Annotated in this window: 19 protein-coding genes and 1 pseudogene; 2 read left to right on the top strand and 18 right to left on the bottom strand. The window is 33.9% G+C overall.

What is annotated here, in order from left to right; genetic code table 11:
• On the top strand, nucleotides 1-192 hold a 192-nt coding region (locus B494_RS0113285), incomplete at its 5' end, for an ATP-binding protein (RefSeq protein WP_026065252.1).
• Between the two features lie 181 nt (nucleotides 193-373).
• On the opposite strand, the gene B494_RS19405 is transcribed toward B494_RS0113285, so the two are convergent.
• From B494_RS19405 to B494_RS0113205, 17 genes and pseudogenes are all read right to left on the bottom strand, one after another.
• Nucleotides 374-796 (bottom strand): PH domain-containing protein, encoded by a 423-nt coding sequence (locus tag B494_RS19405; protein ID WP_017472881.1) that lies wholly within the window; start codon nucleotides 794-796, stop codon nucleotides 374-376.
• An 87-nt stretch (nucleotides 797-883) separates the two neighbouring features.
• A complete protein-coding gene (locus B494_RS0113275) occupies nucleotides 884-2,185 on the bottom strand; it encodes an acyl-CoA thioesterase/bile acid-CoA:amino acid N-acyltransferase family protein (RefSeq protein WP_017472880.1) in 1,302 nt (433 codons plus the stop codon).
• Nucleotides 2,186-2,296: 111 nt separating this feature from the next.
• Complete coding sequence (locus B494_RS19950; protein ID WP_241211423.1) at nucleotides 2,297-2,647, bottom strand: gamma-glutamylcyclotransferase family protein; 351 nt, start codon at nucleotides 2,645-2,647, stop codon at nucleotides 2,297-2,299.
• Nucleotides 2,648-2,825: 178 nt separating this feature from the next.
• Nucleotides 2,826-3,551, bottom strand: a pseudogene (locus B494_RS20605) (amidoligase family protein); the annotation flags it as partial.
• A gap of 400 nt (nucleotides 3,552-3,951) precedes the next feature.
• Entirely contained in the window at nucleotides 3,952-5,706 is a 1,755-nt protein-coding gene (locus B494_RS0113265) for a recombinase family protein (RefSeq protein WP_017472878.1), read from the bottom strand.
• A gap of 56 nt (nucleotides 5,707-5,762) precedes the next feature.
• Nucleotides 5,763-5,909 carry an SHOCT domain-containing protein gene (locus B494_RS0113260; RefSeq protein ID WP_017472877.1) on the bottom strand — a complete coding sequence of 49 codons (147 nt, stop codon included), beginning with the start codon at nucleotides 5,907-5,909 and terminating at the stop codon, nucleotides 5,763-5,765.
• Nucleotides 5,910-6,281: 372 nt separating this feature from the next.
• Entirely contained in the window at nucleotides 6,282-6,536 is a 255-nt protein-coding gene (locus B494_RS0113255; RefSeq protein WP_017472876.1) for a helix-turn-helix domain-containing protein, read from the bottom strand.
• A complete protein-coding gene (locus B494_RS0113250; RefSeq protein WP_017472875.1) occupies nucleotides 6,520-6,954 on the bottom strand; it encodes an RNA polymerase sigma factor in 435 nt (144 codons plus the stop codon). Before B494_RS0113250 ends, B494_RS0113255 begins: the two co-directional genes overlap by 17 nt.
• 771 nt (nucleotides 6,955-7,725) lie before the next feature.
• A complete protein-coding gene (locus tag B494_RS0113245) occupies nucleotides 7,726-10,359 on the bottom strand; it encodes a YfhO family protein (RefSeq protein WP_017472874.1) in 2,634 nt (877 codons plus the stop codon).
• A gap of 99 nt (nucleotides 10,360-10,458) precedes the next feature.
• Nucleotides 10,459-10,866, bottom strand: coding sequence for a GtrA family protein (locus B494_RS0113240; protein WP_017472873.1), 408 nt, complete (start codon nucleotides 10,864-10,866; stop codon nucleotides 10,459-10,461).
• A 4-nt stretch (nucleotides 10,867-10,870) separates the two neighbouring features.
• Nucleotides 10,871-11,845, bottom strand: a complete 975-nt coding sequence (locus B494_RS0113235) for a glycosyltransferase family 2 protein (protein WP_017472872.1) — start codon at nucleotides 11,843-11,845, stop codon at nucleotides 10,871-10,873.
• Between the two features lie 73 nt (nucleotides 11,846-11,918).
• A complete protein-coding gene (locus B494_RS19395; protein ID WP_017472871.1) occupies nucleotides 11,919-13,139 on the bottom strand; it encodes a hypothetical protein in 1,221 nt (406 codons plus the stop codon).
• 1 nt (nucleotide 13,140) lies between these two features.
• Nucleotides 13,141-14,307 carry a hypothetical protein gene (locus B494_RS0113225; RefSeq protein ID WP_017472870.1) on the bottom strand — a complete coding sequence of 389 codons (1,167 nt, stop codon included), beginning with the start codon at nucleotides 14,305-14,307 and terminating at the stop codon, nucleotides 13,141-13,143.
• Nucleotides 14,285-15,160, bottom strand: a complete 876-nt coding sequence (locus tag B494_RS0113220; protein WP_017472869.1) for an ATP-binding cassette domain-containing protein — start codon at nucleotides 15,158-15,160, stop codon at nucleotides 14,285-14,287. Before B494_RS0113220 ends, B494_RS0113225 begins: the two co-directional genes overlap by 23 nt.
• Nucleotides 15,147-15,923: a hypothetical protein gene (locus tag B494_RS0113215; protein WP_017472868.1), complete on the bottom strand. Its 777-nt coding sequence runs from the start codon at nucleotides 15,921-15,923 to the stop codon at nucleotides 15,147-15,149. Before B494_RS0113215 ends, B494_RS0113220 begins: the two co-directional genes overlap by 14 nt.
• On the bottom strand, nucleotides 15,916-16,452 hold the full coding sequence (locus B494_RS0113210) for an RNA polymerase sigma factor (RefSeq protein ID WP_017472867.1): 537 nt from the start codon (nucleotides 16,450-16,452) through the stop codon (nucleotides 15,916-15,918). The genes B494_RS0113215 and B494_RS0113210 overlap by 8 nt, the downstream gene beginning before the upstream one ends.
• A gap of 201 nt (nucleotides 16,453-16,653) precedes the next feature.
• Nucleotides 16,654-16,884: a hypothetical protein gene (locus B494_RS0113205; RefSeq protein ID WP_017472866.1), complete on the bottom strand. Its 231-nt coding sequence runs from the start codon at nucleotides 16,882-16,884 to the stop codon at nucleotides 16,654-16,656.
• A 291-nt stretch (nucleotides 16,885-17,175) separates the two neighbouring features.
• Here B494_RS0113205 and B494_RS19390 point away from each other — a divergent pair, with 291 nt between their 5' ends.
• Entirely contained in the window at nucleotides 17,176-17,517 is a 342-nt protein-coding gene (locus B494_RS19390; protein WP_017472865.1) for a hypothetical protein, read from the top strand.
• A gap of 110 nt (nucleotides 17,518-17,627) precedes the next feature.
• Here the strand turns inward: B494_RS19390 and B494_RS0113195 are convergent, their stop codons facing one another.
• Nucleotides 17,628-18,539 (bottom strand): conjugal transfer protein, encoded by a 912-nt coding sequence (locus tag B494_RS0113195; protein ID WP_017472864.1) that lies wholly within the window; start codon nucleotides 18,537-18,539, stop codon nucleotides 17,628-17,630.
• Nucleotides 18,540-18,625: the final 86 nt, after the last annotated feature.

Genomic DNA, 18,625 nt, shown 5'->3' with positions numbered 1-18,625 from the left:
AAGGCCTCTATTATATTAACTTCAAATAAGGGACCAAGTGAGTGGGGCGATTTATTAGGTGACCAAGGGATCACTACAGCCATTTTGGATAGGATTCTACATCGAGTAGAAGTTATTCAATTTCAGGGGGAAGACAGTCATCGAATGAAGAATCGAACATCCATATTTAAGGGAGAAAGTGTTCAGAATTAATTAGCAAAAAGTGTTCATTTTTACTTGACGCTTACACTTTCTAATTACCACCACCCCCTTAGCAAATAATTTTAAAAAACTAAATGAATTTATAAAGTTTTGCACGACAAAAAAGCCCAGATTGCTATCTGAGCTTAAGACATCTATTTAATTGTTCCACAATCGCGCCCGTTTGTTTATGTTATAGATAATGGTTTTCTAACGTTATTCGGGGATTATTGGTTAAAAGTAAATCAATAAACTCGCTTTCATTTTTAAGGGTTATCAAGATTTCTCCATATCTTCCGTACCGTAATAACACCCTATCTATTGCCAAGGCAGGTGTTATCAATTTACTCTTTCTTTTTCCAATTTCATTTATATCCTGTATGAGAACTTTTTCTTTAAAGGGTCCATATTTAATTTGTATACTTTTATCCTCGACTTTATAATTTGTACCGAACCAGACCCAAATTAAAAATCCTATAGCTAATAGTCCAATTAATGCTGAAAAAATAGAGAGTACACTTAAGGAAAAATTAAGAAAGATAGCCAATGAGGTAAAAATAATTGTCCCCCAGCAAAGCAAAGAATAAACAATGTCTTTTTCGGATGTAAAAAACACCTTTTTCACCCCTTAGTTAACCGATAACGGGCGCAAAAGTTTATTCCAGAAAAGCGCCCGATTGTTTAATTGAGCACTGAGAGTATCCTAAATTTCTTTTTTTAATGTGCTGTTTAAAAATTGTACGGTTTGTTCCCACGAATTATTTGCTGTCTTTGCATTATCTTTCTTTATACCCCCAAAGATCATTCTCATACCAAATTGAGTGTTTCCTGTAATCTGAGGGAGGTTAGGTAGGTTGCCGGGAAATGGCGCAAAATGCCCTGCATTCTTATAATAAATAAACTCATTCTGACTTTTATACTCATGATTTTGTAGACGTCTTTCCATTTTCTTCGTGAAAAATATAGCAGGTTGGACATGATCATCTTCCCCTGCAATAAACATCATCGGTGCCTTAATTTTTTCAACAGGTATCGCTTTGTCCTCTAACTGTTGTTTGTTTTGTAGATTACGATTTATCGCATCCAGACCTGAGAACGGCTTTCCGAGAGCCCAGTGTTTAAAAAAAGATATTGTATCTCGCGTAGTACGCTCCGCCGGAAAATAGGGAAGGGGTTCGCCTTTATATTTCCAAGCTGGTTTATCCACCGGCTGCATATTGACAATCCCGGGAAAAACAACCGCACTTGGTGCAACAGCAATCACGGAATTTATGGTAGGAAAATGCGCTGCGTATAGTAAAGCGAGTTCCGATCCTCGTGAAAATCCAATGATACCACAGCGCTCCTGGTCAACTTGTGATAAGCCCTTTAAGTATTGAAACGCGTGATCTACATACTCAAGCGGAATGTCAACAATCCCTTTCGATAATCCCTCTCGTCCGAAATAGGCAAGTGCAAATACAACATAACCTTCACTCGCAAGCAAGGCAGCGGCAGATTCGTGTACCCCCGCATCTGATCCACCTACAATCACAACAGCAGGTAATGAGTCCGCATTCTCGGGGAAAAATAATGATCCAACCAACGTATCATCATTCAATACTTTTTTAACAACATTATTTTGATAAAATGTTCGAGTCACCTTTTCTGAAGTTATTAATTTACCATTATCATAAACTTCAATGTGAACTTCCAATGGCTCTGAACGGTGTTTGACAAACATACGACCTTTTTTTGACTGCATTGACCAGAATAATCCGCAAACATCCACACCGTTATAGTCACCCTCTACCGGAGAGTGTTGATTTAAATCAATAAAACCATTTTCATCGGATATATACGTTGCTTTAGAAGTAAATGTCGTTTGACGGTCGTCTTTAGCAGTGGCTTTAATTACGATTGGGTGTGACGGTTTATTTGTATTAATTTGAAAAGAAATAAGTTCATCGGTTTTCGATTCCATTGGAGCAATGTCTACTTTTAAACAATCATTATTTAATGTCATCTTCATATCTTCCTTCCCGCAAGTGCTAATAGGGATCATTGCGATTATTCAACTAAATGGCCCGTTTGCTGAACATTCAACTTTTTTTATATCTTATCATAATTATTCGGTCTACACTAATTTCTCACCATTAGATTCGTTCTCTAAAGTAGCATCATCTTTTTCATATGAATCTTCAACAGCCCTACGTAAATATTCAACATCAAACCCCGTACTGTTATATCCTTCTAAAATGGTTGAGTAATAGTAATAACTAGGCTGTTCAAGTGGTCTGCCTTCATTCATAATATAGACCATTGCGTTGACGGTCTTTTTATCGACCTTTATTTTCATTGTTTCTTTTCTGTATAGATATGGCCAACCTTCATATCGATCAAGTGCCTTTTCATCATCGGCTGTAATCTGCCACACAAGGACCGGAACGCTTTCTCCCTTGCCATGGTTCAACCGTTGCAACTGCATGCGCGTATGGCCCCCTAAAAGTGAGTTTGTGGTCCTTTATTTCACTTGTTCCTACTACTTTTGAGGTTGGACATCTGTTTGCCATTTGTTCTAGATTTAAATTTGATCCATAGGCAATATATAATTTACCCATCATTTCAATCCTTTCACAATTTACTTTTGAATGATCCCGGGTGGCTTACCCAACCCGGAACCTCCATGCTGCTGATCCCGATAAGGGTTTGGTTAAGTGTGATCTACAGTTTGCGAATTCCTCTCCAATCAATCCGATTCGGTTGAGATACGTTCGCATGGCGAATTTTTCATTTTCAACTTGCGGCTTTTTCGATGATGCACTTTTCTGCGTTAATGCTTGGTTGTTTATCGCTAAGGATAAAACGATAAAGCTTCTAATCTTCCCAGCGTGAAGAACGCTGTTAAAGCCACGTAATTCAACTGTTCGATTCCTTCTGAAAAAGCTGTGTAGGTTTAAGAAATGGTATCGGCTATTGTGGTAGTGTCTACTTCTGCTTTCGCTGTAGCCTTCATACCAAATGTCCTCAATTTCTCGCATTGTCTTTGGCTTTTTCCGATTCATCTTTTCAACCAAAAGGTTGTCCATTCGTTTGCAATAGCGCATTCTCTCATTCTTAATTTCTAGTGCCTTGTAAAACAAATCGTTCCTACTTGCTATGATGTTTATAAAATTTCTAATGCTCCTTGGTGTATGTGGACTCCCGTCTAAGTGAATGTGAATGCCACAAGATGAATTTGTAAAGGCTCCCGCTTCCCGTATCTTTCGAACAAGCTCCTGTAGAGTATCAATGTCTTTTCGGTAGGTTAGAATTGGACTTACAATTTCAACGCTGTAATCTCTGTTTGCATTAACCCTTCTGCCGCTTCGACTAACTTGCGTTCGAATACTTCCGTCATAATATCTAGTTCATATTTTTTTCAAAAGTTATATGCAATCGCCTTTTATTTTTCGAATATTTTCAAATAAACATCTTTGAGAGTATGAGTAGTCTTAATAATAAATTGTATTAATATTTATTAAAATTAAAAGTATTACATTTAAAACCTATTATTAGAGTATTATTTATTCCTTTCACCACAAATTAACAAACATATCTAACCTGTCAACTCTTCTGGCAAAATCCATTCTATCAACTCAACCTTAATCTCTAGCAATTTTTGTATAAGCAACAAAAAGAGTTTCATCCGTTTATTCATATAAAATAAATCTAAATGAAACCCTATAAGTATTGCTATATCAATACTTCAACTCTTCTTATTCATCTGCCCTAGACATCAATGCTACCACCTCAACATGTGTCGACCTTATTGTTGGAACACAATTCGTTAACCTCGTTTCGTGTATAGGAACACAATTCATTTGGTGATTCTTTTTTTTTAGCATTTTTTCTTGGTGGTTTAAAATTACTTCCATCCAATGAATGACTAGAACCTATTTTATATATAAATGTTAAATCATAAGGATTAGTATGTCCATCTTTATCAATTTCTCCAACTATCACTTTCTCTATTAAACTTTCAAAAACATGTCGATCAAAAATGGCTAAACCTTTATCTTTTTCTAATAACTTTCTAAAGCCTAATAGACGTTTTTTAATACCATTTTCTTCTTGGAGATTTTCCTTTAAATAAACCCTCCTTTGCTCTTTTTTTTCTAATTTTTGTATAATTTCGTTATATTTCTCTTCATACGTACCTCTATCTAAGCTATCTTCTAATCTCAAATCAATCAACTTATTTTTCCTCGTTTCTATCCTTTCAATCTCTCTTTCTATTTTAGAGACTTCATCATATACAGCATCCGGACTTAAACTTTCTTCCATTCTTTGCAAAAACTCTTCTAAAACATCTTGATTATTATTACACATGATACGATAACTTTCTAAAAATGTATTTTCAATTACTTCCTCCGAAATACCTTTACTATTTGGACAGTATTTTTTCCCATGCTTTGTACTAGTAACACAGTGCCATATTGCCTTATTATAATTTTCCCCACTATGCCATCTGCGCCTTGTTAAAGAAGCTCCACAATACGCACATTTCATCAAACTGCTGAAAGTATATTTGCGACTATATTTTTCTCGTTTTCCACCATTCTTTTCTACAGTATTTTTACTCCAACTTCTGCGTAATCTAATTTCTTCTGCTTTTTCAAACATTTCAGTACTTATTATTGGTTGGTGATGATTTTTTATATAATATTGATCTTCTTCTCCATAATTATCTAACCTGCGTCCTGAAATGGGATCAACAGTGTAAGTTTTCCCCATTAAAAGATCACCTTTATACTTCTCGTTTTTAATAATTCCAAGAACCGTTGACTCATGCCATTTTGTAGATCCTCTGTTGGTTTTATGACCTAAAGCTTCAAGTTCTCTAGCAATCATACTACCTCCAGCACCTTCAACATACCGCTCAAATATATATCGTACTGTTTCCGCTTCTTTTTCATTTACTGTAATCGTTTTATCCTCGGGGTGGTAATCATAGCCAAGACAACTATTAAAGCCAACTAATTCCCCACGTTTCATCTTCATCTTTAATCCTTTTTTCACATTAGCAGAAATATTTTCAACTTCTTGTTGAGCAACCGAACTCAAAACTACAAGTAATAATTCACCATCCATAGTAAGCGTATTAATTTTTTCATCCTCAAAAAATACTGCAACATCTCTTTCCTTAAGCATTCGCACATATTTAAGTGTATCTAAAGTATTTCTTGCAAAACGGGATATTGATTTAGTTATAACCATATCAATATCACCATTCATACAGTCATTTATCATTCTCTGAAAGTTTTCTCGTTTAATTGTTTGTGTTCCTGTAATTGCTTCATCAGCATATATATCCACTAATACCCATTCCGGATTGTTTTTTATTAAATCAGTATAATAGGTAACTTGTGACTTATAACTACTTAATTGATCCTCTGTATCCGTACTAACCCGACAATATGCTGCTACTCGACGTTGTTCAATAGTCTTACCTCTTCGATGACTAAACCTAGTATTGTTTCCTTTGATAATTTCTACCTCTGCCATTACAAACCCCTCCCTGGATTATGTTACCAATATTCTACGGCGATCGAACTCAAAAGTCAGCCTGTAATATCAGAGATAATATGATAATCTTTCATTAATTTACTTTTGACCGTTTTATATTCTTTCTCAGAAATTAACTTATGCGTGAGTAATTGTTTTAACATAGAAATTTGCATACTGTATAGAATCAAATTATTCTTCATAAAACCTACCTCCTCACATAAATTCATCATGAAAAATCAGACGGCCGTTGGTACAGCTCCACGGGAGTTTCACCCCTGCAAGTATTGCTTCCAGCCCTACTCATAGCTTGCGACGCTCCAAACGCTCGAACCATGACGGTAGGGGAGTATCATTATCCTCACTGATGAGTTATCGCCAGTAATCTACCACGATTACATTAGATTCTTTGTTTATCGCTCGTTTCAGCAGAAAGTCATGGCGCAAAAATCCAGTAGCTCTTCATCAGCAGAATGTATCTGATTTTCCTATTTATAATGCATGAGATTAATCATGCTTTCTTTGTCAAGGATCAGTGAATTTATAGTAAAAGGGGAAAAATACTCATGGTTTACTTAAATCTTAAAAGCCAAAACAGACTGCATAAGTTTGGATTGTAAACGATCACGTACATCTTCATCCATACCCCAATAGATGTTCCCTTGTTCATCACGAAGTTTTCGCATGGATAGGCTTGCCATATAGCTTTCATAATGTGCAATCACTACTTTCATTGCTTCGGCTTCACCCTTGTTTGCAGCTAAAATAATTGAATACGGTAACAGACCACGTTCTTTATTTTCGGTAGACATATTATTCATCCCATTCATCTGCAGGCTCCTCCAAAAATCGTTTTAACCGTTTTAAAGCACTTGTCCTTCGATAATGAACAGTTCTACGAGGGACATTCAGTTGTTGACTAATTTCCTCGTCAGATAGATGAAGAAAATAGTATAAGAGGATAAGATTACGTTTATCCTCTGGCAATGTGTGCATAGCTTCTGCAAGTAACTCTGTTGTAATTTTCTTGTCTGCGATTTGAAAATCTTCTATATTGCCCTCTCCATAGTCATCTACTGAATAAAGTTGATTTGCTTCAACAAGTGTTAAATCAGAGAAAGTTGTCTCTTTCGACTGTTGACGCCGTCGTTCCTTGTAAATATCAATGGCGGCATTCTTTAATACACGTTTGCAGAAAGCATTAAATGCACATCGGATTTGCCATTCGGTACGATTAGGTGTTATCATGCAAGTCATCTCCCTTCGCAATACTGCAAAGGTGGGCGATGATGATTTCCCCTTTCATATCCTTCAACGGTGAAATTTCAAAATTGGCAAATATTAGAGTGACTTTTATAAAGAAATATTTGTAGAACACAAAAAAGCCCAACTAAACATGAGCCAGTTGGGCATGATTTTTAATATAATTTATTAACTATTTTGTGATTGATAAATTAAGGTCATCATTAATCCATTACAGTTCCAGACTGTTCTTGAAATGAAGAATAATATCCAAAAAAATAAATAAACACAGCAATACTTTCCTTTATATCGCTGTCTCCTTAAAAAGGCGAATTTAATACATTTTCTGAAACTCTATTTTCAAAAACACCGTTATTTCTTCGTTGTATATTTTTTTATCTCCAGCAAACTACAGTTTTCGGTTGTCTTAGTAAAGAAATATTTGTAGTGAAACACACAAAACAAAAGTATGACTTTCTTATCTGCGTTAAATCAAATGAATCGTATTATTGTTGAAACACTCTTTTTTACAAAAGTCCGCTTATTATCATCTTTATCACCTCCTTGAAGCTAAAAATATAAAATTGATAGAAATGTTAGTTACTAATAGAGGAATAAAATTGTTTAATACAAAAAAGCCCAACTAAACATAAGCTAGTTGAGCAAGAAGATTACTATATTTTATTAATTATTGTATACTCATAAATTACAGTCATAATAAACCCATAACACTGGAAAAATTCATTTCAGAATAGACTTCCTCTACTAGATAACAAATTAAGATGGGTTCCTTTTTTGACGAATTAACTGAATTAACCCTAATAATAATAAACCTATTAAACTTAATACACTTCCAATTTTTAGATATGGATTTTGATAGGAAAAGACAATTTCTGAATTTCCTGAACCCAGAGGTACGCCGATAAATCCAATATTAGCTTGGACTATTTCTCTATCTTCCCCATTCACTGTTACCTTCCATCCTTTTTCATATGGAATCGTTGTAACTAAGATACCTGGTTCTTCTCTTTGAACAGTCCCTTCAATACGTTCATTTTCAAAAACTTTAATATCTAGTGCATTTTCCCATTTTCCCTCAGCAATCTGCTTATCGATTTTTTCATCTGCAGGCAGTGCGTAAATGGTAATATCATTCATATGATATTTTCCAGTATCCTCAAATTGAATAAATATATCATCTGTTCCCACATCAGTATATCCGAGGTTAACAAACATATTTTCTCTGTAAAAATATGTACTATATGAATATTTATCAGATTGACGTAAAGTGTTCTCACGACCTTCATATAGAAAGCGGATATTATAACTTGTATCATCAGGCATATAAAAAGGTATATCCGTAGTTTCATACTCTAAACCTTGTAAGTAAATAAATATATCATGACCTGCAAATTCATCTGCATTTTTAAGGGAAATTTTAAAACGAGCCCCACTCTCTGTAACCTCTACTAGGTCTTTATCTAGCGGCAGAAGTTCCGGATCATTATATTCGATTTGATATTCAACTTCTTTTATTTGTTCATTTGCTATTTCCTCAATTTTTCTTTCTTCAACATCTTGAGTTGTTTCTAAAACAACACCCTGTGTTAGAAACGTTTCTTTTTCAACTGGGTTAAACTTCGAAAAATTTTCTCGTGTAATCATCACATCTTCAACATATGCAAATGGGAAATTAGCTTCGGTTTTTGCAAGAATAAAAGCTGGAACATCATTTGATCGGTGTACAACTTCATAACCATATGGAAGATAGGCTTCATTTTTTTCCTCGGTTAGTATATATTCAATGTTTAAAAAATGATTAGTTATTCGGCGATCATCAACACCATTTCGAAGAGGTTGAATAATTTGATAGGAAGCAATTTCCATCTCTTCAGCAAATTCAGCTAAATAACCATTCGTGACTGAAAGATATGTACTTAAACCCATTAAATCATGATAAATAAATTGATTACGCACATGACTATCTTGTGATGTAACTCCTACTCGATACAAGTCTTCTTCAGGTAAAAGATTTTGAATACCTCCAAACAAATTCTCATAACGCTCCAATGAAGTATTCAATTCAATTGTTTTTGATATTGAATCATTACCGTATGAGTAATACAAATTCGTTGCGTTAGTTGCCATACTCAACATGACTAATGCCAATAATACGATAGAGATTTTATTTACCATTTTCTTTTTTATTTCTTTCTCATACATCAATATAAACCAGATCAACCAGCCCAGAACTAATGGTATAACATAATACAAATACATATGTTGTGCAATTGCTGCTATTCCATAAATAAAAGTGAAGCCTATCAAAATATATTTAACTACCCGCAGGTCTTTTACTTGTAGCTTATCCCGTTCTTCCAAAAATTGACCACTTGCAAAGGATAAAAACAAAGGGATTGCAAAACTAAAACGGTTATATGGTCCAGACATGCCATTCATAAACGATCCAAAGAAAGGAAACAATAGAAAAACACCTAAAATTAGAAGCATTATGCCTGAGAATGTTTTTTTCTTTTTCGTTTTGAATAAAAAAGCAACGGTAAATAATGCAAAAATGGAGAGCCCACCGGCAGACCAGAAGTATGCATTAGGAACAAAGAGATTATGAATCGTTGCTATATAGTAACTGCCGTGATAAAGAAGGAGATTAATTGCTATTCCATCTGTATTTCTTGATGAATTTAAAAATCCGTCAACCATTGGCAAAAAGACTACTGCACCCAACAAAAGACCGACAAGGTAGTGTAACGAACAACGTCCTAATGAACTACCTAATTGCTTCCAATCTTTGAATTTATGAATCATTCCATAACGTACAATTCCATATATAAAAATTAATATGGTTAACTTGTAGAAAAAGTAAAAATTAGCAATTGCACTGACCGCTACCATTATACTAAATAGCAAGGCTGACTCTCTTTTTAATATTTTTTCAACTCCTAAACAAAGAAGCGGCAACCAGATTAATGGTAAAATAAAAAAGGGATGTCTATCTGCATTAAAAATAACGAAGAAACTAAATGTATACATAAATGCTCCCAGTAAAGCAGCACCATGTGAAACTTTAAATATTCTTACAAAAATGAGATAACTAAGTCCAACACACCACATTCTAATAAACATTATTAAATGAAAAGAAAATTCTCGCAAACTTTCCGGAAAAAGCACTCCCAGATAAGCAAATGGATCTCCTATTACATAGTAGCCATAAGAAGTAATCGTATCCGCCCCTGCACCAATTGACCAATCCCATTGAGAGAAACCTTCTCCTCTTAGCACACCTTGTAAGATATTCACATATTCATTAAACAATAGAAAATGTTGTGTAAACCCATCACTTTCCCATATAAAAGACCCTCCAGATATGAAATAATAACTATAAATAGCCATACACATAATACAGAAGAGTACAGTATAATAACCAAATGTTTTTTTTGAAATAGATTTATTTAATAACTGCTTATCAGAAAAGATTTTATACCCTCCTTTTCATTTAAAGATATATAGCTTACTAAACATATAATTTGAGATAACGATTATAAATTGTGTAAGAATTTTGGAGAAATTCGTTTCTAAGTTCATGAAGTCAACGAGTATCCACATGCTTAACATATCAAATAAGCCTGAAATCAATCTTAAACCTGTAAATAAATAAAATTCTTTAAAAGCTATTTTAAATGTAGATGATTCCGTTTTAAAAACATATTTTTTATTTGTAAAAAAAGCAAATAGAATAGCAGCAATAATGGAAATAGCGTTTGCTATAAGATATGGAATGTTAAAGACTGTATCAAACAGAATGAAGACAGCTATATTAACAACTGTTGTCAACACTCCAAACAAGATATATCTAATTACTTCCTGATATTTGATATATATTTTTTGTAACCACTCCATAAAATTAGTCCTTTAAATTTATTTTTTCACTAGATTTTTCTCTAACAAAATAAGCTGGCCTTCCTTTTGTCTCAACAAAAACTCTTCCTAGATATTCACCAATAAATCCTAAGGAAATTAATTGAATTCCTCCTAGAAATAAAATGGCTGCAATCATTGTTGGATAGCCACTCACATCTGTTCCGTACAAAATCGTCTTGCCCACTTCATATGCTAAAGAAAAAAATGCCAAAATTGATATGATAAATCCAACATAAGACCATACTTTCAGAGGAACGGTACTATAGGATGTAATCCCATTGATTGCAAGCTTGAATAGCTGTGTCCAACTCCACTTAGTAACCCCTGCTGCACGACCATTCGCATAGTAGGTCAATTCTTTTTTCTTAAAACCAATCCACCCATACATACCTTTTGTATAGCGTTCCGCTTCTCTTAATCCTTGTAATGCTTCAATACATTTTTTATCGAGCAATCGAAAATCTCCCGCAAGAGGATACACATTTTCACTAGACATTTTTTGCAGTAATTTATAATATAATTTTGAAGTCCATTCTTTCAGACGGCTTTCTCCTTCTCTTTTTTCTCGAACAGCATAAACATCTTCGTATCCTTTTTCCCACCACTCTATCATTTCACTAATGAGTTCTGGCGGTTGTTGTAAATCGGCGTCAAGAATGACAACTGCATCTCCTTTTGCATAATCAAACCCTGCAAGCATTGCAATTTCTTTACCAAAGTTTCTAGATAAATCTACATAACGTATATAGTGATTATTTGCATTATATTTTTTCAAAATTTGAATTGTATGATCTTCACTTCCATCATTCACAAACAAAAACTCAAAATGATAACGCCCATTTAAGTCTTTAACAATTTCTAAACGATTGATTAATTGTTCTAAAACTTCTTCTTCATTATAAGCAGGAATTAAAATGGTAATTAATTTTTTATCTTGCTCATGATTAGCTACAGCCATTTCTACCCTCCTTTCATCGTTTTACTTTGTTTAATGAAAATACATGCATTATCTTTAATTCCATGATTCTAAATCAATCCAATAAATCTTTATTTCGCTGACGAATACAATAAATGATTGGTAAACTGATACTGATAACCAACAGAAGGATTCCCATATATAATTCAATCATTGGAATTTTTGTCCATTGATACAATACATTATTTAGGTAAAACGCATTATAGAGTATTGGATCAGCAACGAACATAAAAACAAAGCCAACTGGTATTACCTTCATGAGTAAGGACAAATAATGTTTACTAGTTTGAGAGAGAAACAAGAGAATACTGCTATAGGTCATACCAATCAATAAAGTCAACAATCCTACTTTTACCATCCACTGACCAAATGTCCATTGATAAAAAGAAACTTGCAAAGAGTCAGCCATAAAAAATGAATTTAATCCATTTGAAAAATATTGTCTGAAATCAGTGAAATACAATAAACCTCCAAAGAATCCAACAACACAAGTAACCACAAAAAAACTGACAGCCATACCACTAGCAAATTGGGTCCAAAGAATATTCCGTCCATGACGGCTGCTCCATTGAATATTTTGTAATCCTACCAGACGATCTCTAACAAAAACAGAAGGAATTAATAAAGACAATAGAAAAATAACCAGTTTTAAAATCTCATTAAAATGTGAAGTGATTGCCGAAGATAATTCAGTTGGCAAAATGTTACGCCACTCTTCTTCCAGAAACAAAGTTTCTGAAATTCTTTCTTGTTCTTTTTCCGTATAGTCTTCATTAGTAGGAAATGTGTCCGATGAATCAAATTGCTTGATTGAATGATATAAATTTTGTAAGACATAGATTTGATTCACCATTGAACGCCCAGACTCATCTGTCAGGTCTTGTTCAATCGCCTCACTTTGTTCAATAATTTCTTCCTCTTCTTCATTCATCTCGTTGATTCTCCCACCGGAGACGTTTTCTTCATACCATGATTCAAACTCCTCATAAGTGGTAATTTGAAGTTGTTTTGCGATAGCGTTTTCCGATATTATCTTGTCTACTTGATCAAGAAGGTTAAAATACTCCGCTTCAATTTCGGCTATTTCTTCCTCTTCCAGTGTTGGTCCAAATCGACTTTGCCAATCTGAAGCAAACTCATAAACAGGAACAAAAGGACCATTCGGCCAAAATGTATGAATAAAACTCAAGTTGAAATTAAAGAAAACAATCGTTATCAAAAGTGCTACAAGAAGTAAAATCGGTTGAAATAATTTTTTTAACTCCACAGGAAACACGTTATTTCACCTCCTTAGTTACATAAAATTTGCTTGTTAAAAGAACCCCAATACCTAAGAGAAATAGATTAACGACCATTGCAAAGGATTCTTGCCATGGAATGGTTGCATAAGGCCCCATTTCTGTAAACCAATAGCCTTGTTTGTTCCACAATGAAACAGGGTGCCACATCAATAAATCATGTATATTCCACCAACCAAATTGATTAATGATGTGTTCAATTCCTAAAAAGACAACATACAGCACAACAAATATAATAAATCCTCGAAAGAAATGCTCTGTCCATATGCCTACAAGAAAATTAAATCCATGACAGAATATGATTAATAATCCACCTAATCCAATCGACAGAACCATGTAATTTAACAATGTCATTGGCTGCCAGATGATAAAGGGAATTTCCAATGAGTGAGTTTCCAGTAAATTAGAGGAATAAAAATTTGGGTGAAATGCTGTGGACATACTTGTTTGCCACAAGCTCCCAATAGGATGCATATGATTAAAAATTATAAAGGTCAACATAATCATCATTCCATAAAATAGAAGTGTGAGAATGAAGCTCGCTGCATATTTACTCACTTGTGTTTTACGTCCTGCTTTTGAACTCACCATTAAAACATCCGTTTTTGTTAATTTCTCAGAAGTACTTCCATACAAGCCCAGCAATAAAGCAAAAATTAAACTTTCTCCTAAAATCACATGAAATAAATGATCTTTTATAAAGGTGAAAATATTCATTGTTTCTTCCGCTGCTCCGACTTCCAATGCAACCTGTTCTTCCGCTAATTCATGGACAACAGGAGTTAATTTTTCATACTTTTTTTTCATTTTTTCAGCAACTGAACCATGTATTTGAAAAAAATCAATCATCTCTTGACCCAATGCTTCCGTTGAATAACCTTGAAAAATATTCTCCCGTTCAGCAGTTTCAGTTAGTAAACGTTGTTGTTTCTTACTAGCAGGTTGATCAGAAAGAGTTTCATGGAAATTAGAGTTAATCAAAGTTCCTGTTTTTGCTTTTGTTTCCTGAATATAATTTACATAAGATTGGTCCACCCCTGCTGTAACAATAAAAATAGTGTTTAACAATAAACTGGCAATAAAAAACAAAAGAATTATGGGCTGTTCCAATAGCTTACGAATTTCAAAGGGAATGATTCGCAGCAACTGCAGCCACCCCATCTCGATAAATATACAGAAACGCGTCTTCTAAATTCGCGCTTACTTCTATCCCTTTCTTTGGAACTACTGAGCTAGCAATTCTTAGCAAATGTCCTTCATCGCTTTGTCTCTCACTTAATAACAGTTGTTCTGAAGTTAATACATAGTCAGCAGGAACTTCAAAAATTTTACCTTGTACTGACCGCATAATTTGAGAAGGTGTTTCACAACAGTAAAGTCGATGATTTTTTATCATAATGATTTGTTTAGCAATAGTTTCCACATCTGAAACAATGTGAGTGGATAAAATGACAATCCTGTCTTGAGCAAGACGATGAATTAGATTTCGAAAACGAACGCGTTCTTTGGGATCTAGGCCTGTTGTCGGTTCATCCAAAATCAATAACTTCGGATTATTTAACATTGCTTGAGCAATTCCTACCCGTTGAATCATCCCTCCTGAAAAACGTTTCATTTTCTTGTTTTTCACCTCAGAAAGTGCAACAAGTTCTAAAAGCTCATCAATCTTTTTTTCCGCTTCTCTCTTATTCATCTTTTGTAATGCTGCAATATATTTTAAAAACCTTGTAGGTGAATAGTTGCCATAATAACCAAAACTTTGAGGCAAATAACCCAATATACCACGATAATCTGCTCCCAACTCCTTGATTGCTTGTCCATTCCACAATATTTCACCAGAAGTAGGAAATAAAAGGGTGGTAATCAATTTTAATAATGTCGTTTTACCAGCACCATTTGGAGACAATAATCCGTAAACTCCATTTTCAAAAGTTAAAGAAATGTCTTCCAAAACGGGAGTGGATTGAAATTTCTTACTAACGTTGTTAAGCATTAGCATAAGTAATCGTTCCTTCCTTTTGCATAAAATAGTTGTGCCGCAATAAATACATAAATAAAAGAAGTAAACTAATAACTATCCCTGAGACAACCGAAAGTGGCAGATAGAACAGAAGCTGAGCAATCTTTTCTTGTTGCCAAATTAAAAGAACTCCAACAGCACCCCATATCATTGGCGTGACCCAATAGCTGTAATGAATCGGTATTTTATATTCTAAAAGGATTTGAATATTTGCAAATAAGAACAAGGAAGTAAACGACAGAATGAACAATCTCATTAACGAAAGTTCCTGACCAAGTAATTGCCAAATAAAGATATTAGTCCCTGCAGAAACAAGCAATGAAATCCCACTAAACGCCATCATTCGTAAAATGAGTAGCTCCTTTAAAGAAACGCGCAGAGTCATTTTTAGTTCAAAGGTTCCTAACAGCTTTTCTTTCCAAATGCCAAGAAAATACAAGAGCGCATAACAAAGAGGGGATGCCATAAAAACAGTAAAATAAACTTTGTTACTATAATCATTCTCAAGTGAATAATGAAAATCAGAAAAATACATAATCCCTGTTCCTACCATCAAAAGACCAACAATAAATAAAATATCGCCTATCCCCCAAAAAAGATAACGGAAGCCAACCTCTTGAATATAAGAACGAAGAAATACTCTGAATGTTACTGGTTTAATATCAGCTTCTTTTAAAATAAAAGCAATGCTATTTTCTTTTTCATCATGTGTCAATGGGCTATTCTTTCTGACTCTATTCATAGTCACGAAACTCCTCTCTAATTTTCTTAATCAGCCGATAGTATTGAGCTTTGATTCGCTCCTCTTTTTGAGTAAGTAATGAAGCAATCTCTGGAAATGATAACTCTCCATAGACTCGTAAATGAAAGACTTCCTGAATTTCCGGATGAAAATTTGCAATATAGTTATTAATCGCCTCTAATAGCTCCTTCTGACACAAATTAAGATCAAAATCCTTTTCTTCTACCCACTCCGCTTCTTTCAATTCTAACCAAGTCATCTTCACCTTACGACGTGCGTCAATGACTTTATAGGTTCCAATACGAAAAAGCCATGTTCGAAATGAAGATTTGCTATCATCATAAGAACTCAATCCTTTTAGAGCAGAGATAAACACTTCCTGTGTTAAATCAAGAGCGTCATTTCCATTACCCACTTGACGATAAAGATAATAATACAGGTCATCATAATAACGCCGAATCAATTCATCCGCAGCTTGATTCGATCCTTTTTTTAATATGTAACGGATTAAACGCTTATCAGTTAACACTTTTCCGCTCCTTTCGCTTTCGTTACCCTTATATTCGAAATTCAACATGCAATCGTTGCACTTTTTTACTTTTTATTTTTAAATTTTTTCACCATAAAAAAGTCTAATTTAATTTCCTCCTAAATAATACAAACTTTACCTTGATCTATGTAAAGAAATAAAGTACTTAAAAATGATGAATTCCTTGACATAGATCCATGTTTAATCAGATAATTCGGCTATTCCTTTAATTTCAAGCATTATAGCTCGTTGTTCCAATTCAAGTAGATCAATAATTTTAATCAATTCAGGAATAGCATGGTCTATTGTATAAACACTGTCTGCCTTCAAACTATAGGTAACTTTAACTAGTTTTTCTTGTATTTCTGCAAAGTACAATTTACGGTTCAATTCATGCGTTAATAGTTGTTCTTTTTTGTTATCCATAATCATGTAATCCCTCCTCGTATATGATGTCCTTTCTCACGCGTACACTTAAAGTTTGATTCATTATATCGCGTGTTTCATTAGAAAGTCAGCATACAAAAGGCTTTTAAATACTAAACAGCAAAATATAAGCGAACAGTCGATAAATATATGATCTCAATTAGTATAGTTTGAACAACTTTCTTATAAGACCAATTTATGAAATTCACTCATTTTGGTATAATAAAGATTATAAATTATACTTAAAAAACAGAAAGATATTAATAGGTAAACTTATAAAGGATGGAAGGTAAGGGGATGAAAAATCATATAAAAGTTAATGGAAAGCTCCTCCAATCCAACAAACGTTTCTCACAACTGAAACAGAGTCAAAAAGAATGGATTGCAATAGAACTTAATACACTTTACCACAGTAAAATGAAGGAAAAACGTACCACAAGAAAACTTCCTGCTACTCACCGCGATAAAGTGATTTCCTCTTTGTATGAAAAAATTCAAAAGAGAGAAATTTGGATTCCTTATAGTGAAATTGAAAATTATGCATTTAGTAAAATCACGAAGATTACAAAATCGTTCAAGAAAAATTATCCTAAGCTAAGTGCAGAAATAGAGGCCGAGCACTTAAAGAAAAAAGAGTAAAAGCAAGTAATCCTTTTAACGAAAGATAGTTCTTTTGATGATACAATCTAGTATTAATTGAAATAAGTGATAGCATGTATTCTAGCGCATTAGAATACATGCTAAATAAATTACTTTACAATCATCCAGTTAGTATCTTTTTCGAGTAGGAGTTCATACTGTGAAAACTGTGTAGCTTTAGTAGTCTCATCTAAATATCTCACAGTAACCCATACTTTAATTTGATTATCTATTTCTTGAAAGACTGGATTAACAAGTTCAGAAAAGGTGTAGTCCTTCTCAATAACTGGTAAAGCATTGTTTTTCACATAATAAGCAAGTTCTTGTTCTGTCGCAGTAGGATAAAAAGCAAAGAAAGTTTCAAGAAATATAGTGACTTCCTCTGCTGTTTCCGATTCCACCGTTCCGTTACTATCCACTTGTTTTGGTGTGAAGTAAGATTTTTCTGGTTGATTCCATAGTGTTGGATTTTGGATAATCACTAGATTTCCTTGTTCATCTTGATAGAGTACAACCCGATAGGTAGAGCTTGTTAAGGAACTGTCTTTTTCTTCGGTGATTTTTTGCCGTACGGAATAAACCACTGAAAAAATATTTTCTTTTTCTTCCGTTATTGACCAAATATTTATATTTTGTACATTGGAGCTAGTTGGAATATCCTCTCGAATCATATCACTATTTAAAGCTTGCAATTCTTCGGTTAAATAATCTTTCAATTTTTCGGTTCTTTCATCTAATGATTCGGTTTCATTTTCCCAAGAATAGTAGTCTGTTACAAAGTTTCTTGTAAAACTTTCAATGGCAGTTGTATCTTGAATACGGCTTTCTATAATTTCTCTTTCATGGATCGTATGCTGATCAATCGCGGTAAAGTTTTTATAGATTCCAAAAGCAAGACTGCTGATCAAGAGAAACCATAAAAAGAGAACCAACTTTTTACGCTTGCCAATGGTTCTTACTTTGGCCTTTTTTTCTTTCTTTGGCTGTACCTGTTTTTCTTTTTTACTAAAAGGTAATTTCATGCTATCCCAACCTTTCCTTAGTTTTTGATACGTCCAGCACCTACGAGATGGGCTTGCCAGTAAGAAGAAGTTAAATCCGCATAACC

This window comes from Amphibacillus jilinensis Y1 (assembly GCF_000306965.1).
Taxonomy (GTDB): Bacteria; Bacillota; Bacilli; order Bacillales; family Amphibacillaceae; genus Amphibacillus_C; species Amphibacillus_C jilinensis.
Note: the sequence above shows the minus strand (reverse complement) of the source record. Positions and strands in the feature narration are given on the sequence as shown.